Origin of the sequence: Erwinia sp. CGal63 (assembly GCF_037026505.1) — a bacterium.
Taxonomy (GTDB): Bacteria; Pseudomonadota; Gammaproteobacteria; order Enterobacterales; family Enterobacteriaceae; genus Erwinia.
Map to the genome: position 1 here is coordinate 296988 of NZ_JAKUMN010000005.1, position 25676 is coordinate 322663.

Sequence of the window (25676 nt, forward strand, 5' to 3'; positions counted from 1 at the left end):
CCGCCGATGGGCCAACCAAAGCCCGGCAGTCAGAGCGACCAGGCGCGGTAACAGGCATGAACCTGCTGCGGCGAAGCAAGCCAGAGTTTTGGCAGGTCGCATTTAGCGAAAACTTTTTGCAGCTGCGTTCTTTTCTGTGGCGTGGCGAAAAGCAGATATTTCAGCATTTCGCCGGTAATACGATCCCGCTGATTTTCGGGCAGAACGCCGCCGACCCGATCGCGCTGGAAAAGCGTGCGGTAAAAGTAGCGAGAGAGCATACGAGGCAAAGAAACATCTAATACTATCAGCCCGGTTGCCCGCGCCATGCGGGTTTTCTGGCAGCGATGATAGTTGCCTTCCATTATCCAGCAGTCGCCTTTGATCGCCTCATCATGCAGCGCGAAAAACGCTTCCTGCGAGCGTGCCTGCCAGCGCGTGTCCGGCAGATGAAAAAGCCTGTCGAGATGCACCACGGGGAATTGAGTCGTATCGGCGATAGCTTTGGCAAAGGTGGATTTGCCGCTATTGGACGGCCCCATAATGCAGATACGCGGGCCTAAAGCGGCAAGAGGAATAAGATTGTGCATCAGGCTGTCGCGTCCTTGTGGTATAGGGCTTCAAATATTAACTTTTCTTGCGGTGCGCGGAGAGCTAAATTTTTCGCTGCGCACGGAATAGCCGTCAAACAGGCCTTTCGCCGGTGAGCAGTTTTGTGAAGATTTTCGTGAATAAAAATCTCCTCAGAAATCCTTTATTAAAATTAATTGATACATGTCATTAAATAGTAAAATATAAATGTACACTCAGGGCATGCAAGGGAAATACTTCCTTTTTCTTAACAGACAAAGGATTGTTAAATGACTATACCCGTTTATTTATGGTTAAAAGACGATGCCGGAAATTTGGTTAAAGGCTCTGTCGACGCAGTCCAGCGTGAGGGAAGCATTGAGATCGTCTCGCTGGCTCACCACGTATTCCTTCCCACGGACGATTTGACCGGCAAGATAACGGCAACACGCGAACATGTACCTTTTATTCTTACCAAAGAAGTAGACGCTTCCAGCCCGTACCTTTATCAATTTGTCACCACCGGAAGACGCCTGAAGTCGGCCGAGCTTAAATTCTATCGAATCAATTACGCCGGCCAGGAAGAAGAGTATTTCAACGTCTTCCTTGAAGGCGCCAAAATTACCTGTATTGCCCCCGTGATGGAAGATGTGAAAGATCCTGATTACGAGCATTGCGGTCACCTTGAAATCTTCGAACTGATGTATGAAAAAATCACCTGGAGATATCTGGACGGCAACATTATCCACGCTGACTCATGGAAAGAGCGCAGCGCAGCATAAGGAGTATGACAGATGGCATGGATATACTATCAAAGTACCGGTGAGCTATGGCATAACGGCAAGTTAATCGGTAAAGGTTACTCGGGTAGCCTGACGAACAAAAACAACCCTGACCGCCAGCATGTTAAAAGCATGGGGCCGTTGCCGCGCGGAACTTATCATATTGGCGGTTATACGCGCTCAAAGGGGCCAATGACCATTATTCTGGAACAAACTTCCGGCGAAAGTTTTGGCCGTTCTGCTTTTCGTATTCACGGCGAAAAGAGGGCGCCAGCCCTACCCGGCTTTGGTTCTCAGGGCTGCATAATAATGGACTCGAGTATCCGCGAAAAAATAATAAAGTCATCCGATAAAACGCTGGAGGTGGTCAGATGATCGCTCGCACCATTGTTCTGTTCGCCTCTGTTTTATCAACGGCATGCCTGGCTTCGTCTGACGAATGGAGCGCTTATCTCCGCCTGATAGAACAGGCCGACCCCAAAACGCTTCAGGCGTTTTCGGAAAAAATCAATAGTATTGGCAATACGCTCGACTACGAGCATACGGAGGAATTGACCACCGCCCTTAGCACGGCGCTGATTAAAAACCCTGTAGCTGTTATTAATGCAACCCAATCGCTGGACATAGTCACAGAGCCTTTGAAACAGCGTTTCGCTGCATCGTTTATATGCTGCCTGCCCGGCGCGCAAAATGAGGATGATTACGCGAAAGCGGAACTGGCGCTTAAAAAAGCAGGCCCGGCGGCGGCGGAATGTCTTGAGATAATGCAGGAGGTTCATGACGAAATGCAGCAATATCCACACCCATAGCGGCGCCTGATCCGGCTGTTTCAGTGCGCGCAGAGTACTGTTGCGCGCACTAATAGCGCCGGTCAAACCGGCTTGTCGTCGCTTTCGCCGGTCAGCAGCTCGTCCAGCTTATCGCCGCCGACGTGACGGAAATCCTGGCCCTTAACGAAGTAAAAGATGATTTCGCAGATATTCTGGCAGCGGTCGCCGATGCGTTCGATGGCGCGCGCGCAGAACAGCGCGGTCAGCACGCTGGGAATGGTGCGCGGATCTTCCATCATATAGGTCATCAACTGACGCACGATGCCTTCATACTCCTGATCGACCTTTTTATCTTCCCGATAGATCTCAATGGCGGCGTTCAGATCCATCCGCGCGAAGGCGTCCAGCACGTCGTGCAGCATCTGGATAGTGTGATAGCCCAGCGACTCCAGGTTCACCAGCAAAGACTGATGCTGCTGGCCGAATTTTTCCAGCGCCGTGCGGCTGATTTTTTCCGCCACGTCACCGATGCGCTCCAGCTCAGAGATGGTTTTGATGATCGCCATCACCAGCCGCAGGTCGCTGGCGGTCGGCTGACGTTTGGCGATAATGCGCACGCACGCCTCGTCAATCGACACCTCCATCATATTGACCTTCTGGTCGCCGTCGATCACCCGCTGCGCCAGCTCGGCATCCTGGTTATGCATCGCGACGATGGCGTCCGTCAGCTGCTTCTCCACCATGCCGCCCATCGTCATCACCTGGGTGCGAATGTGCTCCAGCTCGGCGTTGAACTGCCCGGAGATATGTTTGTTCAGATTCAGGTTGTCCATGCGCTTCTCCAGTCAATCAACCATAGCGGCCGGTAATGTAGTCTTCAGTTTGTTTTTGGTGCGGTTTGGTAAACAGCGTATCGGTATCGCTGAACTCGATCAGCTCGCCCAGATACATAAAGGCCGTATGGTCGGAACAGCGCGCGGCCTGCTGCATGTTATGCGTGACGATCACCACGGTGTAATCCTGCTTCAGCTCGGTGATCAGCTCTTCGATGCGTCCGGTAGAGATCGGGTCCAGCGCGGAACACGGCTCATCCAACAGCAGCACCTCTGGCCGAATCGCAATACCGCGCGCGATACAAAGGCGCTGCTGCTGGCCGCCGGAAAGGCTGTAACCGCTCTGATGCAGCTTATCTTTGGTTTCCGTCCACAGCGCCGCTTTGGTCAGCGCCCATTGTACGCGCTCGTCCATCTCGGCACGGGAAAGTTTTTCAAATAAGCGCACGCCGAAGGCGATGTTGTCGTAAATCGACATCGGGAACGGCGTCGGCTTCTGGAACACCATGCCCACGCGCGCGCGCAGCAGGGCGATATCCTGGCTGGCGGTCAGAATGTTTTCGCCATCCAGCAGAATCTCGCCTTCGGCACGCTGCTCCGGATAGAGCGAAAACATCTTGTTAAAGGTGCGCAATAGCGTCGATTTGCCGCAGCCCGACGGGCCGATAAAAGCGGTTACCTGGTTTTTGGCAATAGAGAGATTGATGTTCTTCAGCGCATGAAACTTCCCGTAGTAGAAGTTCAAATCGCGAACCTGAATCATGTTGCCGGAAGTGTTGTCAGCCATTCTTTTTCTCGCTTATGCGCGCCGCCGTAGCCGCGCGTCGGATCAGTGTTTGCCTTTGGCGAAAATCACGCGCGCCAGGATATTTAAAATCAGCACGCAAAGGGTAATCAGCAGCACGCCCGCCCAGGCCAGGCTTTGCCATTCGGCAAACGGGCTCATGGCGAATTTAAAGATCGTCACCGGCAGGTTTGCCAGCGGCTGCAGCATATCGGTGCTCCAGAACTGGTTGGAGAGCGAGGTAAACAGCAGCGGCGCCGTTTCCCCAGCGATACGCGCTATCGCCAGCAGCACGCCGGTCAGAATGCCCGACACCGACGCTTTGAGCGTTATAGCGGAAATCATCTTCCACTTCGGCGTACCCAGCGCGTAGGCCGCTTCGCGCAGGCTGTCCGGTACCAGCTTCAGCATGTTCTCGGTAGTGCGGATCACGATAGGGATCTGCAGCAGCGCCAGCGCCACCGCGCCCGCCAGGCCGGAGAAGTGCTGCATCTGCGCCACCACCAGCGTGTAGACGAACAGGCCGACCACGATAGAAGGCGCGGAAAGCAGGATATCGTTGATAAAACGGATAGTTTCCGCCAGCCAGCCCTTACGGCCATATTCCGCCAGATAGATTCCGGCCAGAATGCCCAACGGCGTACCCACAATCGTCGACCAGAAAATCAGCAGGCCGCTGCCCATAATGGCGTTGGCCAGGCCACCGCCGGCCGTATTCGGCGGCGGCGTATTTTCCGTAAACAGCGCCAGCGTCATGCCGTCGACGCCGCGGGTGATCGTCGCCCACAGGATCCAGATTAGCCAGAACAGGCCAAAAGCCATCGTCATCAGGGAAAGCGCCAGCGCGATGCGGTTTTTCATCCGCCGCCACGCCTGCATTTTGCGGCGGGAAGCTTCCAGCTCCGCGCGAGACTGCATCGCCATCATGGTCATGAGCGCGCTCCTTCACTTTTCGCCAGGCGCAGGATCATCAGCTTCGAACAGGCCAGCACGATAAAGGTGATAACGAACAGGATCAGACCCAGCTCCATCAGCGCGGCGGTATGCACGCCCGACTCGGCCTCGGCGAACTCGTTCGCCAGCGCGGAGGTGATGCTGTTGCCCGGCATAAACAGCGAGGCGCTGTCCAGCTGGTAGGTATTGCCGATAATAAAGGTCACCGCCATGGTTTCACCCAGCGCGCGGCCCAGTCCCAGCATAATGCCGCCAATCACGCCGTTTTTAGTGAACGGCAGCACGATGCGCCAGATCACTTCCCAGGTGGTACAGCCGATGCCGTAGGCGGACTCTTTCATCATTACCGGCGTCTGCTCGAACACGTCGCGCATTACCGAAGCGATATAGGGAATAATCATAATCGCCAGGATAATCCCGGCGGCCAGAATGCCGATGCCGAAAGCCGGGCCGGAGAAAAGCGTGCCGACGATGGGAATATTCGCCATCAGGTCGCCCAGCGGCGTCTGGAAGTAAGTGGCAAACAGCGGCGCGAAAATAAAGAGTCCCCACATGCCGTAAACGATGCTGGGGATAGCGGCCAGCAGTTCGATCGCTACCCCTAAAGGACGGCGCAGCCAGCCTGGCGCCAGCTCGGTCAGAAACAGCGCGATGCCGAAGCTTACCGGTACGGCGATAATCAGGGCGATAACGGAGGTCACAAGCGTGCCGTAAATCGGCACCAGCGCGCCAAACTGCTCGTTGGGCGCATCCCAGGTTTTAGTCCACAGAAAAGAGAAACCGAATTTCTGAATGCTGGGCCAGGAGGAGAAGATAAGCGAGACAATAATGCCGCCAAGCAGCAACAGCACAATCAGCGCCGCCAGTTTGACCAGCGCGCCAAAGATGATGTCGCCTTGCTTGCCGGGTGCGTTGAATGTCGGCCTGGTTGTAGCCATAAAATTCCCGATAGTAAAAGTGTTGGGCGGCACAATGGCCGCCCGGGACTCACAGCCGATTGCTCAGCTTAGTACAGCGCTTTGCCTGAGCTGTCTTTCACGTTGGTTTTCCAGGCGGCGCGGATCTGCTCCACCACGGAATCCGGCAGCGCCGCGTAATCCAGGCTGGTGGTGGTGGCGTCGCCGTTTTTATAGGCCCAGTCGAAGAACTTCAGTACCGCCGCGCCTTTCTCCGCGTTAGCCTGCTCTTTATGCATCAGGATGAAAGTCGTGGAGGTGATTGGCCAGGCGTTGTCGCCTTTCTGGTAAGTCAGATCCTGGGCGAAGGATTTGCTCCAGTCCGCGCCTTTCGCCGCGTCGCTAAAGCTCTGCTCGCTCGGCGCTACGGCTTTGCCGTCGGCATCCAGCAGTTTGGTGTAGGCCAGGTTGTTCTGTTTCGCGTAGGCGTATTCCACATAGCCGATAGAGCCAGGCAGACGCTGGACGAAAGCGGCTACGCCGTCGTTACCCTTGCCGCCCAAACCGGTTGGCCAGTTAACGGTATTGCCCTTGCCGATTTTGCTGTTCCAGTCGCTGTTCACTTTCGCCAGATAGCTGGTGAAGACAAAAGAGGTGCCGGAACCGTCAGCGCGGCGCACCACGTTGATATTGGAATCAGGCAGTTTGATGCCAGGGTTCAGTTTAGTGATGGCCGGATCGTTCCACTTTTTCACGTTGCCCAGGTAGATGTCGCCAACGGTTTTGCCGTCCAGCGTCAGCTCGCCGGATTTCACGCCGGGAATATTGACCGCCAGCACCACGCCGCCAATCACGGTTGGAAACTGGAACAGGCCATTTTTCTGCAGATCTTCATCTTTCATCGGCGCGTCGGAAGCACCGAAATCGACAGTTTTAGCGATAATCTGTTTTACGCCGCCGGAGGAACCGATGCCCTGATAGTTAATCTGCGCGCCTGTTGCTTTGTTGTACTCGGCCGCCCATTTGTTATAAACCGGCGCCGGGAAAGTCCCGCCTGCGCCGGTCAGGTTGTCGGCAGCGAAAGCGGAAACCGCGCTCAGCGACAGGGTGACAGCCACACAGCGAGCCAGGGTCTTTTGCATCAGTGTCATATTCCCTCCAGGGGATTAAAGTCAGTCTTTATACTGTTTTAGTATGAATAATGATTGCTGCTGGAGGCAAAATAGGACAGTTTGATGACAGTAAAATGTACGCAATATGACAGTTTTGTGACGGAGATCTTTTAAGCAATGGCTCCAGAAAAAACTGGCCTGAAGCCCGTCCCCGTTGCGTTAGCACGTGCCTCTTTTCAACGACATAAGCGACATCGCATTGCACCGCGCCGCTCTCCCGTGTGAAATAATGAAGCAAACCAGCGGCCAGCTTTACCCGCACACGGCAGCCGTCAAAAAGCATCTGCTTCATTGTAAAGGAACGCTATGAGATGACCCCTTTCGCAGAGTTCTTCAGGCGTTGACAAGTTCAACATACCCACTTTGTTTGATGGGTAAGATAAGGACGATTTTACGACCAGGAGAAGGACGCAGACGCAGCTTTACCTTTCTCCATTTTTCATTGAAGAAAAATCATCTTTTACTCAATTTTCAGCCGCTATAAGCCGCTTATTATCAAACACGGCATGACCGTCGATGACGGTTGATTCAGCCAATCTACTACAAATCAGGATATATTAATTAAGGGAATTTTTTATGAACAACAGAGCAAAGACGATAGCCGGTGTACTGTTATTAACCTTTGGCGGGTCGGCTATAGCAGCAGATGAAAACCCACGGTATAAAGGAAACCCTTATCTTTACGATGATTATTTAATAGCTATTAACCGAGCTACGAATCCAGAATTTTATCCAGCGTTCAAAGTTAGTGAATTAGAAAAGATACCTAAAAAAATCTCTGAATTGGAAAAAAAGATAGCTACGCAGCAGGAAATAATAGATGAACAAAAAAGCATGTTTGATCGAAAAATGCAGGAAGTGCAGGAAATGAAGAGAAGCGAAGGAGAAAAAGAGTTGGCGATTTACCTGTTGCAGAAAACGACCGCGAGCCTTAAAGAAGAAATCGCCGGACTAAAAAAATCGCTGGACGAAGTGAAAAGCCAGACGCGCTAACAGATAACGCGCTAACCATACTGGTTAGCGCGTTGGTCAATTACTCTACCGTGACCGATTTCGCCAGGTTGCGCGGCTGCTATACGCCAGGAAAACGATTAAATACAACATAGCGCCGCGGCAGATTGCTGGCGGGTGAACCAGCTGTCGAATAAGGTAATCGACTGGAGCATGTTGTCGTCAGCTACAGGCCAGGGCATACGCTACTCTTTCTCGCTGAAGCGGCCGGAAATCCGAATTCAGGCAGAGGAGCCGCGCAGCGTTTTCTCTCCGACCTTTTATCACGTATCCTTTGTAAGGATTGCATCGGACGATAACACAAGGAGAGTGTTGCAATGGCCAAACTACAATTTCCCTGCACCCTGTTTAAAACCCAAAAGAGAATGGACGACGACAGCGCCAGTGATATGCGTTGCGGAGACCTGACCGAAGCACAGCTAAAATCCCATTATGGTCTGGTGGATGTTTCCACCAGAGCTAATCCTTATACCCTGACGAAAATCACGCCGTTTAATCAGCCACAGTCTATGTTTTACGGCTCCCGTGGTGAAGGCAGGAAGATTACCCGCCAGCAGTGCGCTGCGATTCTGTTTGATGAATTCCGCCAGCTCTCCTCCCTGTTCTCGGTATACGGGCCTTATCGTCATCTGATCGAAGAGATGATTACCCACATGCAGCATGGCAACGGTTCACCCTTCAGCAGTATGAGCCTGGACAGGGCGCTGAAGGATCATATTTTGTCCGATAACACGCCAAACAGCACTCGTTTACGGTTAAGTGAGACTATTGGAAAATATATTGACTGGGAAGGTAAGCATTACCCGGCAAAGGATAAAGATGAGTTACGAAAAACTATCCTTGAAGGAAAGCTCCCTAAATTTGACCGCTTCCAGGACAATTTTAACGGCATGGGTATAACAGTCCACGATACCTGGGCTACGCACATTACGCTAAAATCGCTGCAGGTTGACAATGACCATTATCGGGCGGTAGTACATTACAAAGTTCAGGATCACTTTGGCCTTGACGTTGACGATATTTCAAAATTCAGGTTCAATCAGTTCCGCTTTTTCCGCATCTGGTTTGTGCTACAGCGATACAATCAGTTTGGCTTCAGGCCCTGACCAATATGGAAGCCACCGTAGAAATGACAGGAAAACGAAAATGAAAAACAGGAAAGCCATCTTTCTGCTCTTTCTGGCTGGCTGCGTATTGTCTGGTTACTGGCTTTGGTTATCGCTGCGTCCGGTAGAAATTATTGCCGTTCATGATAATGATAATCACAGCAATGTTTTAGTCAGAAATTTTCCACTAACAGATAAGGGGAAAATAAACTGGTGGCTGAAAAACAAAGACAGGCTGAAAGAAAAATATGATATCCCTAAACCCTCATCGTCTGGTTACTTTACCATTATCTTTTGGGATTTCGGTGAGGGTTATAAAGAAGAGGGAAAGTATGACCGGCTCTGTTTTGACGATATGAAAACTAAAGTCAACTGTATCGAAAAGGAGGCTGTTTTTTCCGTAGATAAAAGCAGAAATTTTGGTATCACTTTCAACGCGTACGATGGCGATAATTATCGCTTGGGCCAGGATGGCGATATTATAAAAGTCCGGTTCGATTAGGATTGTACTTTGCGTGAAGAAACAACCTTGCCACTGGCCGCCACAAATTACAGCAAAAGATAACGCGCTAACCATACTGGTTAGCGCGTTGGTCAATTACTCTACCGTAACCGATTTCGCCAGGTTGCGCGGCTGATCGACGTCGGTGCCTTTAATCAGCGCGACGTGATAGGAGAGCAGCTGCAGCGGCACGGTATAGAAGATCGGCGCGATAATCTCTTCCACGTGCGGCAGCGGGATAATGCGCATCCCTTCGCTGTCCACAAAGCCGGCGTCCCGATCGGCGAACACATAGAGCAGCCCGCCGCGAGCGCGAACCTCTTCAATGTTCGACTTCAGCTTCTCCAGCAGCTCGTTGTTGGGCGCAACCACGATAACCGGCATATCGGCATCGATCAGCGCCAGCGGGCCGTGCTTCAGCTCGCCCGCCGCGTAGGCTTCGGCGTGGATATAGGAGATCTCCTTCAGCTTCAGCGCGCCCTCCATCGCAATCGGATACTGATCGCCTCGGCCCAGGAACAGCGCATGATGCTTGTCGGAGAACTCTTCCGCCAGCGCTTCAATCTGCTTGTCCTGCGACAGCATTTGCTCGATGCGGCTTGGCAGCGCCTGTAGACCGTGGACGATATCGTGCTCGATCTGCGCATCCATCCCTTTCAGGCGGCCAATTTTAGCCACCAGCATCAGCAGCACGGTCAGCTGCGTGGTGAAAGCTTTCGTGGAAGCCACGCCGATTTCCGTGCCGGCTTTGGTCATCAGCGCCAGGCTGGATTCGCGTACCAGCGAAGAGCCGGCCACGTTGCAGATCGCCAGCGAACCAAGATAGCCCAGCTCTTTCGACAGGCGCAGCGCCGCCAGCGTATCCGCCGTTTCGCCAGACTGCGACAGCGTGATCATCAGGCTGTTTTTGCGCACCGCCGATTTGCGGTAGCGGAACTCGGAAGCGATCTCCACGTCGCACGGCACGTTGGCCAGCGCTTCAAACCAGTAGCGCGATACCATGCCGGAGTTGTAAGAGGTACCGCAGGCGACAATCTGAATATGTTCGACCTGTGCCAGCAGCTCATTGGCGTGCGGGCCAAGCTCGGAGAGATCGACTTCGCCGTGGCTGAAACGCCCGCTCAGGGTGTTTTTGATCGCCTGCGGCTGTTCATAAATCTCTTTCTGCATATAGTGGCGGTAAACGCCTTTATCGCCTGCGTCGTACTGCACGCTGGATTCGATTTCGCCACGCTGCACGCGTTCGCCCAGCGCATCGAAAATAACGACGTCGCGACGGCTAATCTCCGCGATATCGCCCTCTTCCAGATAGATAAAGCGACGCGTGACCGGCAGCAGCGCCAGCTGGTCAGAGGCGATAAAGTTCTCGCCCACGCCGCGGCCAATCACCAGCGGACTGCCGGAACGGGCCGCCACCAGCACGGACGGATCGCGGCTGTCCATGATCACCATGCCGTAAGCGCCGCGCAGCTGCGGAATAACGCGCTGTACGACTTCGCGCAGCGAACCGCCGCTCTGCTTCTGCTCCCAGTGCACCAGGTGCGCGACCACTTCCGTGTCCGTTTCGGAAGCAAAGCGGTAGCCCAGCGACTTCAGCCGCTCGCGCAGCGGCTCGTGGTTTTCAATAATGCCGTTATGCACGATAACGATATGTTCTGAGATATGAGGATGCGCATTGGCTTCCGACGGCTCGCCGTGCGTTGCCCAGCGAGTGTGCGCGATACCGGTGCCGCCGGTCAGCGACGTGGTTTCCGCCGCTTCCGCCAGCTTTTGCACTTTGCCTACGCGGCGAAGACGAGTGATCTGCCCTTCGGCGGTCACCACGGCCAGGCCGGCGGAGTCATAGCCCCGATACTCCAGGCGACGTAATCCCTCCAACAGGATTTCTGCGATATCACGCTGCGCTACTGCACCTACAATTCCACACATAGTTGTTTTCCTGACGTTATGGCGTATGCCATTAACTTGTCTTCTGCCTGTTTGTTCCGGTATGTTCCGGTTCCCCGAGCCTTGTAGAGAGTGGGGATTATTTTTATGGGGATGACGAGCATCCTTTACTGCTTTCGGGCGATCTTCGCCGCCCGTAAAATTATTTTTTCTTCACTGGCCGCTGCCAGTCTGCTTTCAGATTTTGCTCTTTGCGATTGTAGGTCAGGCCTGCCGCGGGAATATCTTTCATTACCGTAGTACCGGCAGCGATGGTTGAACCTGCCGCAACCGAAACCGGCGCCACCAGCTGGGTGTCCGAGCCGACGAAAACGTCATCGCCGATAACCGTCAGCGATTTATTGGCGCCATCATAGTTGCAGGTGATGGTGCCGGCGCCGATATTGACGTTGGCGCCGATCGAAGCGTCGCCCAGATAGCTCAGATGGCCCGCTTTCGAGCCTTTGCCCAGCGTCGCTTTTTTCATTTCGACAAAGTTGCCAACGTGCGCGTGCTCGGCCAGCGAGCTGCCCGGACGAAGGCGGGCGAACGGGCCGACGGTGCAGGCGGCGGCCAGCGTGGCCTCTTCCAGCACGCTATAAGGGCTGATTTCGCAATCGTCGCCAATCACGCAGTTTTTCAGTACGCAACCGCTGCCGATTTTCACCCGATCGCCAAGCTGCACGCGGCCTTCGATAATCACGTTGGTATCGATCTCCACATCGCGACCATGCTTAAGCTCGCCTCTGAGATCGAAACGCGCGGGATCTTTCAGCATTACGCCCGCCAGCAGCAGTTTTTCCGCCTGCTGCGCCTGATAAACGCGCTCCAGCGTCGCCAGCTGCAGCCGGTTGTTGACGCCGTCGGTTTCCGTGCTGCGCGCGGGATGAACGGTTTGCGTGACGCGTCCTTCCTGATGCGCCAGCGCGATAATATCCGTGATGTAGTATTCGCCCTGAGCGTTGTCGTTGGTCAGCTTGCTCAGCCAGCGCTTCAGATCGCCGCCGTTGGCCAGCAGAATGCCGGTGTTGATTTCGCGGATAGCCAGCTGCTCCGGCGTGGCGTCTTTCTGCTCCACGATGCCGGTCACCTCACCCTGTTCACGCAGGATACGGCCATAGCCGGTTGGGTTATCCAGCACAACCGTCAACAGCGCGATGCCGCCCGCAGGTTTAGCCTGGCGCAGCTGCTGCAGCGTTTCGACGGTAATCAGCGGGACATCGCCGTACAGCATCAGAATATCTTCGCTATCCGCAAAGTAAGGTGCAGCCTGCTGCATGGCGTGACCGGTGCCCAGCTGTTCAGCCTGCAGCACCCAGTTCAGAGAGGGATCGGTCAGCGTCGACCGCAGCAGTTCGCCACCGTGCCCATAGACCAGATGAACTTTGTCAGCGCCCACGCCGTTAGCGGCGTCAATGACGTGTTGCACCATCGGCTTGCCGGCCAGAAGATGAAGAACCTTGGGAAGATCGGAGTACATACGGGTTCCCTTGCCTGCGGCAAGGATTACCACGCTCAGCGCGCTGTTTGACATAGACATCCTGCTTGATTTCTGAAAGTCGCTATCCTGGCGAAAAGTAAATCGGTTTTGTGGCGGAAATACTACTTCTTTTACCGCTCAAAAATACTCTTCGCCGATCGAGAAAGGGCGTCAGGCCTGCAAGGCAGGCGAGCGTCCCTCAGCGTCAGCATGATATCATCAAAGTTCAGCCGCTGTCGGCGATCAGACGGCTCTGGCTTTCAACCACTCTGATACTTTCTGCTGCAGCACAACCACGACCTCGCTGCCGCTGGTACCGGCAATCGCAGAAAAGAGCAGCGTTTGCGTGGTGGAGGCGCTGAAATCGACGCAGAGCAGGCCGATAACAAAACCAGTGAACATAGAAATAAAAATATGTTTTAAAAAATAAGCCAGCTTTCCTTTATTTTCTTTTATCAGCTCGCCGTGAATAAAATAATTAACAACGCCTCCGGCGCTGGCTACTATCATGGCATCCAGCAGATGATGCTGCGTTAAAAATTTTATCAGCACCATAGTTTCAGTATTATTTATCATGCTATTGACCTTCTGGCAGATAAAGGCCGCATCGTCGCAGACTCAGCCTGGTTTTTGCGGAGAAAAAGATCTTTTTCCCGTTCCCGGCGGTAAATAAGCTCCTTAACCACGCCGTTACCGGCGTAAATCCACGATCCGAACTGCTCGGCGGCAGCGGCGTAACAGCCCTGGTTTAAAAACATCAGCAGCGTCGACGGCAGGCCGCTTTTCAGCTCAATCAAACCGGCCCTGACGCCGCGCTCGCCTTTACCGACGCTGAACAGGATGGAACAGAGCGCGTCAAACTGATTCTGCGTAACCGGAACGGCAAGCGCCTTATTCAGAACCGCAGCGCACCGCGCAAGATCGCTTCTGAGCTGCGCTTCGGCCTGTTCAGGCGTAACGCTATCGCCTTCGCTGACGTTTTCCGTATGGCCATAGCCTGTAGTCCAGACGCCCGCGTAATTTTTTTCCGCTTTTAAACGAAGTTTTTCCTGAGCCTTAATAAATTCGAGGCCCTTTTCTGAAATATTCATTTTTCTACTCTGACGGCAAGGCATAATAATGCTCCCGAAGGAGCATTATTGTTTTAATTAACGAAGATAATCCCAGGGTTTACCATATTGACCGGTGGTTTCTTCCAGACCAGGTTCAGATCCCTGTGACCAGAATTTACCGATATAGTTAACGCCTTTATGGCTTACCTTATCGCCTTCCACATAGACAGCGGTTGCGCTCCACTGCGGATAGTCAGAAGGAACGACAGGCTCGTCCGGCACCACAGGTTCATCCGGAGTAACGGAAGCGGCAGGCGCGATAACGACTTTATAAGAAGCCATATCGCTTTTGCCGTTTGCGGCGGTCACGGTCAGCAGCACTTCCACCACGCTTTCCGCGGTAACGGCTGGCAGAACCACATTGGTTTCGCGCGCCTGTGGAGAAACGATCTGCACGTTGCCGCTGCTTGACCATTTGTAGCTGGCCGCTTTAGTGGATTTATCCGCAGAGAACACCAGCGTGCTGCCGCCAACGGCTTTCATGGTGATAACGGCTGTCGGCGTAACGTCATCGGCCGGATCTACAGGGTCGACTGGCTCAACCGGATCTACAGGGTCAATAGGGTCTACTGGATCAACCGGGTTTTCGCCGTCGATATTGATGCCCTTAAAGTAGAAAGGCGACATATCGATGTTCTGCTGCACAATCGGGCAGCCCATACCTTCACGACCGGCGTTGACCAGCAGGCCGTTGTCGTTGTCGATAGTCCAGGTGAACAGACCGCCCAGGCCTTTTTCGATAACGTAGCGAGCTTTCTCACGAACGGTACGCGGCGTATCGATAGAGTGGAAGACCTTAGAGGTTGGGCTGTACAGGTAATCCGCGCAGGCTTCATCATCGGTATAAACGTTATAGCCGTTACGACCGCACTGATTTTCCAGATCCAGGTAGTTGTTGATGATGTCGTACCATTCAACACAGCCTGATTCGAAAGTGCCTGCCGTAGTGCCGTTGCCGTCATAGGTGCCTTTCAGCGGAGAGAAAGAGGAGATTTCGCCGCCTTTGGCGCTGCGTGAATAGCCTGCATAGCCGATGTTGATAGCTTCAGGATCCACGCCCAGGTCGAGCAGGTATTCCACCGCTTCTTCCAGGCTATAGGTGGTATTGGCGGTTTTATACAGGTTAGCGTGATGATCCAGGCCGTCAGCCCACGGCGTACCGAAGAAGTCATAGGTCATCAGGTTGATGCCGTACAGACCCACTTCCAGCAGACCTTTGATATTGGAATGCTTCAGCACATCGACGTTCGCGGAAGAAGCGATACTGATCTTCACATGACTCATGCCGTTGGCTTTCAGCGCTTTGTTCAGCGTAGCGATCAGCACCGCATAGTTTTCGCCATCTTCCGGGCCGTGAGGGTTGCCGGCGCCTGGCGCATTTGGGTATTCCCAGTCGATGTCAATTTCAGAAAACATTGGGAAACGTTTAAAGAAATCGATGATGCTGGCCACCAGCGTATCAATCGCGCTCTGGCTTTTCGCCAGTTCATGGAAGGCGTCGCTCATGGTCCAGCCGCCGAGGCTGAAAGAGAGCGCCAGATCGTGATTCTGGGCATTGGCTTTCTTCTGCAAATCACGCATTGCGCCCAGCACGCCCTGCAGGTTTGGATGATCCTGATAAAAGCAATCTTCTTCCGTATCGGAACCGATGCTGCCAGGGCCAAAGCCGAAAGCTTTCCAGCCGCTGAAGCCGCAGTTGATGTAGGACTGGCAGTCGCCCCACGGATCCAGGATGGTCATCTCGTTGGTTTTTTTCAGCGTCTGCTTAGCGGCGGCTTCGATTTTCAGCTTGTTGTCGCCCTGGTCGCCGACGATGCCGGTAAAACCGAAGATGATTTTGTCGTAGGCGGTTGGGTCAAGCTTAGTAATATCGATACCGCGACCGCGGTTCGCTTTCAGGATGTTGCCGTTACCATCGACCTGACGCTGATCGTAGTGCGCCCAGTCGGTATAGTAGCCAAAGAGTTTTGGCTTGTTGGCGGTGTTATATTTGTTATAAGCGCGCTTCGCAACGCGACCTGAAGTATAGCTATACTCGGAGGTGTTTGTTGCCGGGTCGAATCCGTCAGCGGCATACGACTGTTCAGTATAGATATCCTTCTGAATTAACTTACTCATGGTAAATCCTTCTCTGGTAAAAGTTAATGAACTCGGTGCCAACGCCTGAACGTGGCCGACAAACTTTTACCCGACGCGGACGGGCTTACCAGTTACAAATAAAGAATAATTATCAGGCGGCAATCATGCCCTTTGCGAGAATATTAATAACGCCATGCGCGCCGTCAGACAGGCGATATTATTCAACGGCAGCTCAATAAGGGCGATACGGAAAATAAGACCGAATTCTCGTTTATCAATAACGGATAAACAATAATTAGAACCTCACATAACATCACGCGGGCGTAAAGCCCGACAAACCGCGTCGCGCTGCGGCTTCGCGCCTTTTCAGCCGCACTTTTTACGATACGTCTTTCAATAATTACAATCCGGTCTGCGCTTTTGTGCTGGTATATTGCTGCCACTAACAGAGCGAAACCGTAAAGCAGCCGACAGCTGCTAAAAAAATAAAAATACGATACAGATATTACATTAATAAGGATTTGCTAAGGCTGTAGCGAAACGATATTCGCGACAGTACCTTTCTACTCCATTACAGGTTATCAATCTAACAGGTTATAGTCATGAGCGAAGAAATCTATCTCGGTAATAATATCTATTTGTCAGAAGAGAGAAACCATCTGGTTAACGGCAATATCACATTAACTATAAGCGAAAAAGAGAAGCGTTTGCTCAGCTATTTTCTTCGTCATCCCGAAACCGAGCTGACAAAAAGCAATCTGATCGCCGCTATCTGGGAAAACCGCGCTGCGACTATCGATGACGCTAACCTCACGCAATTGGTATATAAAATACGCCGCGACCTGGCAGCGGTTAACCTCAGAAACTGCATCAAAACCATACCCGGCAAAGGCTATATCTACATCCCTGAACAGCCGCAGGCGGAGCAGAAACCAGCCGTATCGGCCATCAGCAATAAAAAGGAGTATCTCGTTTGTTCGGTGTTGACCGCGGTGGCCGTGGCGATGACTTTCTGTACGCTGCTGTTTTTATTCTGGCGCAGCTAAGCCGCTTACCCCCTGTTTAATTACAACATTAAATAGAAGTGGATAACCACGACGGTTTCTACTTTATCTCTGCATACCCTTTGATAGCAGCAATAAAAAATGCCAGGCAGTTTCCTGACTGGCATTCTTGCTTAAACCTGAACTACATCGCTTTTTTGGTCAACTCGATCACGCGCAGTTTGGCGATCGCTTTGGCCAGTTCAGCCGACGCGGCAGCAAAGTCCACATCGCCGTGCGAGCCGCTCATGTGCTCTTCGGCTTTGCGTTTCGCTTCCATTGCGCGGGCCTCGTCGAGGTCAGCGCCGCGGATCGCGGTGTCAGCCAGCACGGTAGCCGCGCCTGGCTGCACTTCGAGCATGCCGCCGGAGAGATAGATATACTCTTCGTCGCCCTGCTCTTTCACGATGCGAACCATACCAGGTTTAATGGCGGTCAGCAGCGGTGCGTGGCCGGGATGAATGCCCAGCTCGCCTTCGCTACCTGACACCTGAATACGCTGCACAGTGCCGGAGAACATCTGCTGCTCCGCGCTGACCACGTCCAGGTGAAAAGTCATAGCCATAATTAACCTCCCGGGAAACCGTTACAGTTTCTTCGCTTTTTCCACGGCTTCTTCGATGGAACCCACCATGTAGAAAGCCTGCTCTGGCAGATGGTCGAATTCGCCGTCCATGATGCCTTTAAAGCCACGGATGGTATCTTTCAGCGACACATACTTGCCCGGAGAACCGGTAAAGACTTCTGCCACGAAGAACGGCTGAGACAGGAAGCGCTGCATCTTACGAGAGCGAGCAACTACCAGCTTGTCGTCTTCTGACAGCTCGTCCATACCCAGGATGGCGATGATGTCTTTCAGCTCCTGGTAACGCTGCAGCAGAGACTGCACGCCGCGAGCCACATCGTAGTGCTCCTGACCTACAACCAGCGGATCCAGCTGACGGCTGGTGGAATCCAGTGGATCAACCGCCGGGTAGATACCCAGAGACGCGATCTGACGGCTCAGTACCACGGTTGCGTCTAAGTGCGCAAAGGTAGTTGCTGGAGACGGGTCAGTCAGGTCATCCGCAGGAACGTAAACGGCCTGTACGGAGGTGATAGAACCGGTTTTGGTCGAGGTGATACGTTCCTGCAGAACGCCCATCTCTTCCGCCAGCGTTGGCTGGTAGCCTACCGCAGATGGCATACGACCCAGCAGCGCGGACACTTCGGTACCGGCCAGGGTGTAACGGTAGATGTTATCGATGAACAGCAGAACGTCACGGCCTTCGTCACGGAACTTCTCAGCCATTGTCAGGCCGGTCAGCGCCACGCGCAGACGGTTTCCTGGCGGCTCGTTCATCTGGCCGTAGACCAGAGATACTTTGTCGATAACGTTGGAGTCGGTCATTTCGTGGTAGAAGTCGTTACCTTCACGGGTACGCTCGCCCACACCGGCAAATACGGAGAAACCTGAGTGCTCAGCCGCGATGTTACGGATCAGCTCCATCATGTTTACGGTTTTACCTACACCCGCGCCGCCGAACAGACCAACTTTACCGCCCTTCGCAAACGGACACATCAGGTCGATTACCTTGATACCGGTTTCCAGCAGCTCCTGAGAGTTGGACTGGTCTTCGTATGAAGGTGCGGAACGGTGGATAGCCCAACGCTCTTCTTCGCCGATGTCGCCTTTCATGTCGATTGGCTCGCCCAGCACGTTCATGATACGGCCAAGCGTCGCGGTACCTACCGGTACTTCGATTGGGTGTGCAAGGTCAGCGACTTCCAGACCGCGCTTCAGGCCGTCGGAGGAACCCATTGCGATGGCGCGAACCACGCCACCACCCAGCTGCTGCTGCACTTCCAGCACCAGACGGGCATCACCATTTTTAGTCTCAAGCGCGCTGTACACTTGTGGTACTGCGTCCTGAGGAAATTCGACGTCAACAACGGCGCCGATTACCTGGACAATTTTTCCAGTAGCCATCTTGAATCCTCTACCTAATTCGTTTCTACCCGGCTCACTTGAAACGACATCTGCGTTAGCTGCGTAAACTTACCCGTCTCACCTGGTTAAATAAGCTCCACGGGACTCATTCGCTTGCTGACTTGCTGTCGTTCCAATGACTTGGGTATACCTGGTTAAACCGCGGAGGCCCCCGAGACGATCTCGGTAAGTTCCTGGGTGATGCTGGCCTGACGAGCCTTGTTGTATACCAACTGCAGCTCTTTGATCAGGTTTCCGCCGTTATCGGTCGCAGCCTTCATCGCCACCATACGCGCGGCCTGCTCGCTGGCCAGGTTTTCTACAACACCCTGGTAGACCTGAGACTCGACGTAGCGGCGCAGTAACGTGTCCAGCAGCGCTTTCGGATCCGGTTCATACAGGTAATCCCAGGTGCTCTTCTTCACCACGCCCTCTTCCGGATCTGCTGGCGGTAACGGCAGCAGCTGGACGATTTGCGGTGACTGAGACATGGTGTTGATAAATTTGTTGCTGACGACATAGAGCTTGTCGATACGACCTTCGTCGTAAGCCTGCAGCATGACTTTCACCGGGCCGATCAGGTCGGACAGGGAAGGCTTGTCGCCCATACCCGTAACCTGAGCCACCACGTTGCCGCCGACAGCGCCGAAGAATGAAAGCCCTTTGGAGCCGATAATCGCCAGATCGCTCTCGACGCCTTTATCTGCCCAGCCTTTCATATCAGCCAGCACTTTTTTGAACAGGTTAATGTTCAAACCACCACAAAGCCCGCGGTCGGTAGACACGATCAGGTAGCCGACGCGCTTAACGTCGCGCTCCTCCAGGTAAGGGTGCTTGTATTCCAGATTGCCTAACGCAATGTGACCAATCACTTTGCGCATGGTCTCTGCATAAGGACGGCTGGCCGCCATGCGTTCCTGCGATTTACGCATTTTGGAGGCGGCGACCATTTCCATCGCTTTGGTGATCTTTTGCGTATTCTGAACGCTTCCGATCTTACTACGTATCTCTTTTGCGCCGGCCATAAGCTTCTCCTCAAAGCCTTGCGGCCTGCCCCGTGAGGGACAAGCCGCCAGACATTACCAGGACTGGGTTTTCTTGAACGTCTCGAGCAGAGCTTTCAGCTTCGCTTCGATATCGTTGTTGTAGTTGCCAGACTGGTTGATTTCCGCCATCAGCTCGTTGTGCTCGCGATCTGCATAGGCCAGCAGCGCTGCTTCGAAGCTGCCGATTTTCGCCAGCTCGACGTCGTTCAGGAAGCCGCGCTCGGCTGCAAACAGCACCAGACCCTGCTGCGCTACGGACATCGGCGCATACTGTTTCTGCTTCAGCAGCTCGGTCACTTTCTGACCGTGGCTCAGCTGTTTACGGGTTGCTTCGTCCAGATCGGAAGCGAACTGCGAGAACGCCGCCAGTTCACGATACTGTGCCAGCGCGGTACGGATACCACCGGACAGTTTCTTGATGATCTTGGTCTGAGCAGCACCACCCACACGGGATACGGAGATCCCTGGGTTAACCGCTGGACGAATACCGGAGTTAAACAGGTTGGTTTCCAGGAAGATCTGACCATCGGTAATCGAGATTACGTTGGTCGGAACGAACGCGGAAACGTCGCCAGCCTGAGTTTCGATGATCGGCAGCGCGGTCAGGGAACCGGTTTTACCTTTCACTTCACCGTTGGTGAAACGCTCGACGTAGTCGGCGCTCACGCGGGAAGCGCGCTCCAGCAGACGGGAGTGGAGGTAAAACACGTCGCCCGGGAACGCTTCACGGCCTGGCGGACGGCGCAGCAGCAGGGAAACCTGACGGTAAGCAACGGCCTGCTTGGACAGGTCATCGTATACGATCAGCGCGTCTTCGCCGCGGTCGCGGAAGTATTCGCCCATGGCGCAGCCAGCATACGGAGCCAGGTACTGCAAAGCAGCAGACTCGGAAGCGGTAGCAACAACTACGATGGTGTTAGCCAGCGCGTTGTGTTCTTCCAGCTTGCGCACCACGTTAGCGATGGTGGAAGCTTTCTGGCCGATAGCCACGTACACGCATTTGATGCCGGAATCGCGCTGGTTGATGATCGCATCGATCGCCATCGCGGTTTTACCGGTCTGACGGTCGCCGATGATCAGCTCACGCTGGCCACGGCCGATTGGAATCATCGCATCCACAGACTTATAGCCGGTCTGTACAGGCTGGTCGACCGACTGACGGTCGATAACGCCTGGCGCGATCACTTCGATTGGCGAGAAGCCGTCGTTATCGATGGCGCCTTTGCCGTCGATTGGCGCACCCAGCGTGTTAACCACGCGGCCCAGCAGGCCACGGCCTACCGGTACTTCCAGGATACGGCCAGTACACTTAACCTTCATGCCTTCGGCGAGGTCAGCGTATGGGCCCATCACTACGGCACCAACGGAGTCGCGCTCCAGGTTCAGTGCGATAGCGTAGCGGTTGCCCGGCAGCGCGATCATCTCACCCTGCATAACATCGGCCAGGCCGTTTACGCGGATGATGCCGTCGCTGACGGAAACGATAGTACCTTCGTTGTGAGCTTCACTCACGACATTGAACTGAGCAATGCGCTGCTTGATCAGTTCGCTGATTTCGGTGGAATTCAGTTGCATATGCTCCAGTCCCCTTAAGACTGCAAGTCGTCTGCAAGGCGCTCAAGACGGCCGCGTACGCTGCCATCAATGACCATATCACCCGCACGGATGATTACGCCCGCCATTACAGACTTATCAATTTTGCAATTCAGCTTAACTTTGCGTGACAGACGTTTTTCCATAGCGGCGCTGATTTTCGTCAGCTGTTCGTCACTCAGTGTAGTGGCAGAGATTACCTCAACGTCCGCGGTCGCATCGTGTGCGGCGCGTAGCTGGATAAACTGAGCCAGTACATCGGGAAGCGCTGGTAAACGTTTGTTCTCAGCCATCACCTTAATCAGGTTCTGGCCGGCTTCATCGAGTTGATCACCACAAATAGCGATGAACCGCGCAGACAACGCTTCCGGCGCTAATGCGCCGGAAAGGAGTTCTGCCACTTGTTCATTGCTGGCTACTTCGGTAGCGAACGCCAGCATCTGCTGCCAGCGATCGACATTCTGATGCTCAACAGCAAAGTCAAAAGCTGCTTTGGCGTAGGGGCGAGCTACAGTAGTAAATTCAGACATCAGCCCCTTCCTCCTTACAGTTCAGCGACCAGTTTATCAACGATGTCGCTGTTAGCAGCTTCATCCACGGAACGTTCAATGATTTTCTCGGCGCCGGCGACAGCCAGCATCGCGACCTGCTTACGCAACTCTTCACGTGCACGTTTGCGTTCGGCGTCGATTTCAGCCTGCGCCTGGGTGACGATCTTGTTACGTTCCTGCTCAGCTTCGGCTTTCGCCTCGTCCAGGATCTGCGAACGACGCTTGTTAGCCTGTTCGATGATAACCTGAGCTTCTTCTTTCGCTTTTTTCAGCTGGTCGGTCGCATTAGCCTGTGCGAGATCCAAATCTTTCTTGGCACGTTCTGCGGAAGCAAGGCCGTCGGCAACTTCTTTCTGGCGCTTTTCGATAGCTGCCATCAGCGGCGGCCATACGTACTTCATGCAGAACCATACAAACAGGATGAACGCGATGGCCTGGCCGAGGATTGTTGCGTTTAAGTTCACTGCACAATGCCTCTTGTTAGGTTAACTTTTTTCTCCGGTCTGACGACCGGAAGCCGTTCATCGTCGAACAGATGTCCAACGATGAACATCGGGGTTACGCGACGGCGAACATCACGTACAGGCCCAGACCAACAGCGATCATCGGGATTGCATCCACCAGACCCATTACAACAAAGAACTGCGTACGCAGCAGAGGGATCAGATCCGGTTGACGCGCGGCGCCTTCCAGGAATTTACCTCCGAGGATGCCGATACCGATCGCAGCACCGATTGCCGCTAAGCCCATCATCACAGCGGCAGCCATGTACAGCAGATCCATATTCAGGTTTTCCATGACAGTCTCCAGTTTGTTTCAGTTAAAACGCAGTAGTGTTGATAAAAAAATCAGTGTTCTTCAGATGCCATCGACAGATAGACAATCGTCAGTACCATGAAAATGAAAGCCTGCAGCGAAATGATCAGGATGTGGAAAATGGCCCATGGCACACTCAGAACCCACTGTGACCACCACGGCAACAGGCCGGCAATCAGGATAAAAATCAATTCACCCGCATACATGTTGCCGAACAGTCGCAGACCGAGAGAAACCGGTTTGGACAGCAGGCTCACGCCTTCAAGGATCAGGTTGATCGGAATGAAGATTGGGTGATTGAAGGGTTGCAATGTCAGCTCTTTAGTAAAGCCCCCAATGCCTTTCATCTTGATGCTGTAGAACAGAATCAAAATAAATACGCCCAGCGCCATCGACAGCGTGATGTTCACGTCGGCTGAAGGCACAACACGCAACGCTGGCAGACCCAGGAATCGCTCACCGATAGTCGGCAGCAGATCGATAGGCAGCAGGTCCATGAAGTTCATCAGGAAGACCCAGACGAAAATCGTCAGAGCCAGCGGTGCGATTACTTTGCTTTTACCGTGGTACATGTCGCGGACGTTGTTGTCGACGAAACCGACAACCAGTTCAATCGCCGCCTGCAGTTTTCCCGGAACGCCGCTGGTCGCTGATTTCGCTACTTTGCGAAACAGCACCAGGAATACCAGTCCCAGCACCACAGAGAAAAACATGGAGTCAATATTCAATACCCAGAACGACGGTGCGTCGTGCGGATTCACCAGCTCGAAGGTACGCAGGTCCAGCTGAAGGTTATTCAGATGGTGGCCTATGTATTCCTGCGGCGTAGAGATTTCTCCTGCAGCCATGATGCCTCTTACCCTTTGTTGTTAATTACAGCCGGTGCGACGATTTGCACAATCACCACCGATAACCAGGTCAGTCCGAGCGGCGTAAATGCCGCCCCAAACAACGCCAGCGCCACGACAAGCAGAAGAATGGTCGCCAGAACCTTCAGCACTTCGCCCAGAGCGAAGCTCCAGGCTACACGTCCTTTAACCGGGTCTCCTGCCTGATGACGCCAGGCAAAAATCATAAACAATACGTTCGGCAGCCAGGCTGCCAGTCCGCCCGCCAGCGCGGACAAGCCCCAGGTCAACTCTTTCAGGGCAAACAGCGCGCCGATTATGACCAAAATCACCAGCTGAAGCAGCAGCACGGTTCGGGCAAATTTCACTCTGTAAAGGGACACTGACATGACGCTGAAACTCTCCTCCCCCATAAGGGGTATGTCGCGTGTCGTATAAAACTGCCTTTGCCGCTTTGAGTCAAGCAGCAAAAAACGAGCAAATTATACGGTGCGAGCCTGCGATTTCAATGGATAAGTAGCGAAATGGTGAACAATTATTTAAATTTCTTTCTCAGGCCCGCTTTTTCAAAACAGCCCTGAACGCCAGACAGAGGAAAAATGCAGGCAATAAGACCGGAATATCGCTCATAAAGCGTGCGGATGATCACAATTTCGCAATATTTTATCCGCAGCGCTTTAAGGAATAATCTTAATTACGCTCGAGAAAAATATAATTATATCAATTACTTTCAACCACTTACTTTTTTTAATGCGTTAAACAGGCCGGCAGACTGATTAAAACTGTTAATTGACATTGATTACCGCCATTTTTTCCGGCCATTACGCCTGGCAAACGAAATAAATATCACACAGCCATTTTTCATCAGGCCTGAAAAAATGCGGATACAGCCGCAGACAGGTAATATCATTGATAACACATTGTGAAATTAACGTTAAATGTAACCAGATATGACAACCCATTTCTCTGCGTTATTTTAACCTTACTGAAACATCAAAGGCGGGAAAAAAATTGCCGCCATGCGCCCGAAAAGCTAAATTTTCGTCCGCTGCGTTCGTCCCGCGCCTTCTGCTCCCCTGCCCTGCCGTGCTGACTTAACTAAAATTCAGCGGAATAAGAGACTTACCTTTGATGCCGCTGCTGCTTATTCAGGCAATGATATGCACAAAAAACGGCGATTAAGCGCGCTTTTTAAGGCTTACTCAGCGTCTCAGCCAGCCTGTTACGCCGGATTAATCACCACCAGATGACGCTCGCCTTCCAGTTCAGGCACGAAAAGCTTTACCGTTTGGTGATGAGTAAAGCCTGCCGGCAGCGCGTCAATCTCATCCTGCGGCACTACGCCTTTCAGCGCGTAAAAACATCCCTGCTCGCCCGGCAGATGATGACACCAGCTCAGCATATCATTCAGCGAGGCGAAAGCCCGGCTGATTACGCCGTCGAAAGGCGGCTCCGCAGGAAAGAGTTCCACCCTGCTCTGCACCGGCTCAATGTTCTCCAGCTTCAGTTCGTGCTGCACCTGCTTAAGAAAGCGTACGCGCTTGCCCAGGCTGTCCAGCAGCGTGAAATGGGCCTGAGGACGTACGATAGCCAGCGGCACGCCGGGCAGCCCTGGGCCGGTGCCGACATCGATAAAACGCTCTCCCTGCAGATACGGCTCCACCACGATGCTGTCCATGATATGGCGTACCAGCATCTGCTCCGGGTCGCGCACCGAAGTCAGGTTATAAGCCTTGTTCCACTTATGCAGCAGCTCAACATAGCCGATAAGCTGCTCTTTTTGTCGATCGGTCAGGGAAATATTGGCAGCTTTAAGCAGCGCGGAGAGTTTATTAATCACGATAACATCCAGTT

The 25676-nt window shown here is 53.3% G+C and carries 27 protein-coding genes and 1 pseudogene; 7 read left to right on the forward strand and 21 right to left on the reverse strand.

The window, feature by feature from the left end; all coding sequences use genetic code 11:
* Positions 1 to 29: 29 nt before the first annotated feature.
* Positions 30 to 569 (reverse strand): AAA family ATPase, encoded by a 540-nt coding sequence (locus MKZ79_RS16540; protein ID WP_336143668.1) that lies wholly within the window; start codon positions 567 to 569, stop codon positions 30 to 32.
* 270 nt (positions 570 to 839) lie between these two features.
* Here MKZ79_RS16540 and tssD point away from each other — a divergent pair, with 270 nt between their 5' ends.
* Genes tssD through MKZ79_RS16555 form a run of 3 tightly spaced genes read left to right on the forward strand, consistent with a single transcriptional unit; the run spans position 840 to position 2140 of the window.
* On the forward strand, positions 840 to 1331 hold the full coding sequence (tssD, locus tag MKZ79_RS16545) for a type VI secretion system tube protein TssD (protein ID WP_336143670.1): 492 nt from the start codon (positions 840 to 842) through the stop codon (positions 1329 to 1331).
* 12 nt (positions 1332 to 1343) lie between these two features.
* Positions 1344 to 1706, forward strand: a complete 363-nt coding sequence (locus tag MKZ79_RS16550; RefSeq protein WP_336143671.1) for a tlde1 domain-containing protein — start codon at positions 1344 to 1346, stop codon at positions 1704 to 1706.
* Positions 1703 to 2140, forward strand: a complete 438-nt coding sequence (locus tag MKZ79_RS16555) for a hypothetical protein (protein ID WP_336143672.1) — start codon at positions 1703 to 1705, stop codon at positions 2138 to 2140. Before MKZ79_RS16550 ends, MKZ79_RS16555 begins: the two co-directional genes overlap by 4 nt.
* 62 nt (positions 2141 to 2202) lie before the next feature.
* Here MKZ79_RS16555 and phoU read toward each other — a convergent pair whose 3' ends face one another.
* From phoU to pstS, 5 genes are all read right to left on the reverse strand, one after another.
* Entirely contained in the window at positions 2203 to 2934 is a 732-nt protein-coding gene (phoU, locus tag MKZ79_RS16560) for a phosphate signaling complex protein PhoU (RefSeq protein WP_253456809.1), read from the reverse strand.
* Positions 2935 to 2950: 16 nt separating this feature from the next.
* Complete coding sequence (pstB, locus tag MKZ79_RS16565) at positions 2951 to 3721, reverse strand: phosphate ABC transporter ATP-binding protein PstB (protein ID WP_336143673.1); 771 nt, start codon at positions 3719 to 3721, stop codon at positions 2951 to 2953.
* A 42-nt stretch (positions 3722 to 3763) separates the two neighbouring features.
* Positions 3764 to 4651: a phosphate ABC transporter permease PstA gene (pstA, locus tag MKZ79_RS16570; protein ID WP_336143674.1), complete on the reverse strand. Its 888-nt coding sequence runs from the start codon at positions 4649 to 4651 to the stop codon at positions 3764 to 3766.
* Positions 4648 to 5610 (reverse strand): phosphate ABC transporter permease PstC, encoded by a 963-nt coding sequence (gene pstC / locus MKZ79_RS16575; protein ID WP_336143675.1) that lies wholly within the window; start codon positions 5608 to 5610, stop codon positions 4648 to 4650. The genes pstA and pstC overlap by 4 nt, the downstream gene beginning before the upstream one ends.
* A gap of 68 nt (positions 5611 to 5678) precedes the next feature.
* Complete coding sequence (gene pstS / locus MKZ79_RS16580) at positions 5679 to 6719, reverse strand: phosphate ABC transporter substrate-binding protein PstS (protein ID WP_336143677.1); 1041 nt, start codon at positions 6717 to 6719, stop codon at positions 5679 to 5681.
* A 597-nt stretch (positions 6720 to 7316) separates the two neighbouring features.
* Here pstS and MKZ79_RS16585 point away from each other — a divergent pair.
* The 3 genes and pseudogenes from MKZ79_RS16585 (at position 7317) to MKZ79_RS16595 (ending at position 9359) form a co-directional block, all read left to right on the forward strand.
* A complete protein-coding gene (locus MKZ79_RS16585; RefSeq protein WP_336143678.1) occupies positions 7317 to 7733 on the forward strand; it encodes a hypothetical protein in 417 nt (138 codons plus the stop codon).
* A 335-nt stretch (positions 7734 to 8068) separates the two neighbouring features.
* A pseudogene (locus tag MKZ79_RS16590) lies at positions 8069 to 8901 on the forward strand (YPO3983 family protein).
* Positions 8898 to 9359, forward strand: coding sequence for a DUF943 family protein (locus MKZ79_RS16595; protein ID WP_336143679.1), 462 nt, complete (start codon positions 8898 to 8900; stop codon positions 9357 to 9359). Before MKZ79_RS16590 ends, MKZ79_RS16595 begins: the two are co-directional and overlap by 4 nt.
* A gap of 96 nt (positions 9360 to 9455) precedes the next feature.
* Here MKZ79_RS16595 and glmS read toward each other — a convergent pair whose 3' ends face one another.
* From glmS to MKZ79_RS16620, 5 genes are all read right to left on the reverse strand, one after another.
* A complete protein-coding gene (gene glmS, locus MKZ79_RS16600; RefSeq protein ID WP_336143680.1) occupies positions 9456 to 11288 on the reverse strand; it encodes a glutamine--fructose-6-phosphate transaminase (isomerizing) in 1833 nt (610 codons plus the stop codon).
* Positions 11289 to 11448: 160 nt separating this feature from the next.
* Complete coding sequence (gene glmU, locus MKZ79_RS16605) at positions 11449 to 12819, reverse strand: bifunctional UDP-N-acetylglucosamine diphosphorylase/glucosamine-1-phosphate N-acetyltransferase GlmU (protein WP_336143682.1); 1371 nt, start codon at positions 12817 to 12819, stop codon at positions 11449 to 11451.
* A gap of 189 nt (positions 12820 to 13008) precedes the next feature.
* The gene (locus tag MKZ79_RS16610; protein WP_336143683.1) at positions 13009 to 13341 is read right to left on the reverse strand and encodes a phage holin family protein; all 333 of its coding nucleotides are present in this window, start codon (positions 13339 to 13341) and stop codon (positions 13009 to 13011) included.
* A complete protein-coding gene (locus MKZ79_RS16615) occupies positions 13338 to 13856 on the reverse strand; it encodes a lysozyme (protein WP_336143684.1) in 519 nt (172 codons plus the stop codon). The genes MKZ79_RS16610 and MKZ79_RS16615 overlap by 4 nt, the downstream gene beginning before the upstream one ends.
* A 57-nt stretch (positions 13857 to 13913) precedes the next feature.
* Positions 13914 to 15995 carry a glycosyl hydrolase family 18 protein gene (locus MKZ79_RS16620; RefSeq protein WP_336143685.1) on the reverse strand — a complete coding sequence of 694 codons (2082 nt, stop codon included), beginning with the start codon at positions 15993 to 15995 and terminating at the stop codon, positions 13914 to 13916.
* Positions 15996 to 16558: 563 nt separating this feature from the next.
* On the opposite strand from MKZ79_RS16620, the gene MKZ79_RS16625 reads away from it, so the two are divergent.
* Positions 16559 to 17002, forward strand: a complete 444-nt coding sequence (locus MKZ79_RS16625) for a winged helix-turn-helix domain-containing protein (protein ID WP_336143686.1) — start codon at positions 16559 to 16561, stop codon at positions 17000 to 17002.
* A 142-nt stretch (positions 17003 to 17144) separates the two neighbouring features.
* On the opposite strand, the gene MKZ79_RS16630 is transcribed toward MKZ79_RS16625, so the two are convergent.
* The 10 genes from MKZ79_RS16630 to rsmG all read right to left on the reverse strand — a co-directional run bounded on the left by MKZ79_RS16630 (position 17145) and on the right by rsmG (position 25662).
* Positions 17145 to 17564: a F0F1 ATP synthase subunit epsilon gene (locus tag MKZ79_RS16630; RefSeq protein ID WP_336143687.1), complete on the reverse strand. Its 420-nt coding sequence runs from the start codon at positions 17562 to 17564 to the stop codon at positions 17145 to 17147.
* Positions 17565 to 17585: 21 nt separating this feature from the next.
* Complete coding sequence (gene atpD / locus MKZ79_RS16635; protein WP_125289176.1) at positions 17586 to 18968, reverse strand: F0F1 ATP synthase subunit beta; 1383 nt, start codon at positions 18966 to 18968, stop codon at positions 17586 to 17588.
* Positions 18969 to 19123: 155 nt separating this feature from the next.
* On the reverse strand, positions 19124 to 19993 hold the full coding sequence (gene atpG, locus MKZ79_RS16640; protein ID WP_336143688.1) for a F0F1 ATP synthase subunit gamma: 870 nt from the start codon (positions 19991 to 19993) through the stop codon (positions 19124 to 19126).
* 54 nt (positions 19994 to 20047) lie between these two features.
* Positions 20048 to 21589, reverse strand: coding sequence for a F0F1 ATP synthase subunit alpha (gene atpA / locus MKZ79_RS16645; RefSeq protein ID WP_336143689.1), 1542 nt, complete (start codon positions 21587 to 21589; stop codon positions 20048 to 20050).
* Positions 21590 to 21603: 14 nt separating this feature from the next.
* Positions 21604 to 22137, reverse strand: coding sequence for a F0F1 ATP synthase subunit delta (gene atpH / locus MKZ79_RS16650; RefSeq protein WP_336143690.1), 534 nt, complete (start codon positions 22135 to 22137; stop codon positions 21604 to 21606).
* 14 nt (positions 22138 to 22151) lie between these two features.
* Positions 22152 to 22622: a F0F1 ATP synthase subunit B gene (gene atpF / locus MKZ79_RS16655; protein WP_336143691.1), complete on the reverse strand. Its 471-nt coding sequence runs from the start codon at positions 22620 to 22622 to the stop codon at positions 22152 to 22154.
* Between the two features lie 94 nt (positions 22623 to 22716).
* Complete coding sequence (gene atpE / locus MKZ79_RS16660) at positions 22717 to 22956, reverse strand: F0F1 ATP synthase subunit C (protein ID WP_003849523.1); 240 nt, start codon at positions 22954 to 22956, stop codon at positions 22717 to 22719.
* Positions 22957 to 23006: 50 nt separating this feature from the next.
* A complete protein-coding gene (gene atpB, locus MKZ79_RS16665; protein WP_336143692.1) occupies positions 23007 to 23822 on the reverse strand; it encodes a F0F1 ATP synthase subunit A in 816 nt (271 codons plus the stop codon).
* 8 nt (positions 23823 to 23830) lie between these two features.
* Positions 23831 to 24211, reverse strand: a complete 381-nt coding sequence (gene atpI / locus MKZ79_RS16670; RefSeq protein ID WP_336143694.1) for a F0F1 ATP synthase subunit I — start codon at positions 24209 to 24211, stop codon at positions 23831 to 23833.
* 833 nt (positions 24212 to 25044) lie between these two features.
* A complete protein-coding gene (gene rsmG, locus MKZ79_RS16675) occupies positions 25045 to 25662 on the reverse strand; it encodes a 16S rRNA (guanine(527)-N(7))-methyltransferase RsmG (RefSeq protein ID WP_336143695.1) in 618 nt (205 codons plus the stop codon).
* Positions 25663 to 25676: the final 14 nt, after the last annotated feature.

Bases quoted from the DNA above. Each gene is read 5' to 3' on its own strand.
- MKZ79_RS16540 (WP_336143668.1), bottom strand. From the start codon at position 569: ATGCACAATCTTATTCCTCTTGCCGCTTTAGGCCCGCGTATCTGCATT.
- tssD (WP_336143670.1), top strand. From the start codon at position 840: ATGACTATACCCGTTTATTTATGGTTAAAAGACGATGCCGGAAATTTG.
- MKZ79_RS16550 (WP_336143671.1), top strand. From the start codon at position 1,344: ATGGCATGGATATACTATCAAAGTACCGGTGAGCTATGGCATAACGGC.
- MKZ79_RS16555 (WP_336143672.1), top strand. From the start codon at position 1,703: ATGATCGCTCGCACCATTGTTCTGTTCGCCTCTGTTTTATCAACGGCA.
- phoU (WP_253456809.1), bottom strand. From the start codon at position 2,934: ATGGACAACCTGAATCTGAACAAACATATCTCCGGGCAGTTCAACGCC.
- pstB (WP_336143673.1), bottom strand. From the start codon at position 3,721: ATGGCTGACAACACTTCCGGCAACATGATTCAGGTTCGCGATTTGAAC.
- pstA (WP_336143674.1), bottom strand. From the start codon at position 4,651: ATGACCATGATGGCGATGCAGTCTCGCGCGGAGCTGGAAGCTTCCCGC.
- pstC (WP_336143675.1), bottom strand. From the start codon at position 5,610: ATGGCTACAACCAGGCCGACATTCAACGCACCCGGCAAGCAAGGCGAC.
- pstS (WP_336143677.1), bottom strand. From the start codon at position 6,719: ATGACACTGATGCAAAAGACCCTGGCTCGCTGTGTGGCTGTCACCCTG.
- MKZ79_RS16585 (WP_336143678.1), top strand. From the start codon at position 7,317: ATGAACAACAGAGCAAAGACGATAGCCGGTGTACTGTTATTAACCTTT.
- MKZ79_RS16595 (WP_336143679.1), top strand. From the start codon at position 8,898: ATGAAAAACAGGAAAGCCATCTTTCTGCTCTTTCTGGCTGGCTGCGTA.
- glmS (WP_336143680.1), bottom strand. From the start codon at position 11,288: ATGTGTGGAATTGTAGGTGCAGTAGCGCAGCGTGATATCGCAGAAATC.
- glmU (WP_336143682.1), bottom strand. From the start codon at position 12,819: ATGTCAAACAGCGCGCTGAGCGTGGTAATCCTTGCCGCAGGCAAGGGA.
- MKZ79_RS16610 (WP_336143683.1), bottom strand. From the start codon at position 13,341: ATGATAAATAATACTGAAACTATGGTGCTGATAAAATTTTTAACGCAG.
- MKZ79_RS16615 (WP_336143684.1), bottom strand. From the start codon at position 13,856: ATGAATATTTCAGAAAAGGGCCTCGAATTTATTAAGGCTCAGGAAAAA.
- MKZ79_RS16620 (WP_336143685.1), bottom strand. From the start codon at position 15,995: ATGAGTAAGTTAATTCAGAAGGATATCTATACTGAACAGTCGTATGCC.
- MKZ79_RS16625 (WP_336143686.1), top strand. From the start codon at position 16,559: ATGAGCGAAGAAATCTATCTCGGTAATAATATCTATTTGTCAGAAGAG.
- MKZ79_RS16630 (WP_336143687.1), bottom strand. From the start codon at position 17,564: ATGGCTATGACTTTTCACCTGGACGTGGTCAGCGCGGAGCAGCAGATG.
- atpD (WP_125289176.1), bottom strand. From the start codon at position 18,968: ATGGCTACTGGAAAAATTGTCCAGGTAATCGGCGCCGTTGTTGACGTC.
- atpG (WP_336143688.1), bottom strand. From the start codon at position 19,993: ATGGCCGGCGCAAAAGAGATACGTAGTAAGATCGGAAGCGTTCAGAAT.
- atpA (WP_336143689.1), bottom strand. From the start codon at position 21,589: ATGCAACTGAATTCCACCGAAATCAGCGAACTGATCAAGCAGCGCATT.
- atpH (WP_336143690.1), bottom strand. From the start codon at position 22,137: ATGTCTGAATTTACTACTGTAGCTCGCCCCTACGCCAAAGCAGCTTTT.
- atpE (WP_003849523.1), bottom strand. From the start codon at position 22,956: ATGGAAAACCTGAATATGGATCTGCTGTACATGGCTGCCGCTGTGATG.
- atpB (WP_336143692.1), bottom strand. From the start codon at position 23,822: ATGGCTGCAGGAGAAATCTCTACGCCGCAGGAATACATAGGCCACCAT.
- atpI (WP_336143694.1), bottom strand. From the start codon at position 24,211: ATGTCAGTGTCCCTTTACAGAGTGAAATTTGCCCGAACCGTGCTGCTG.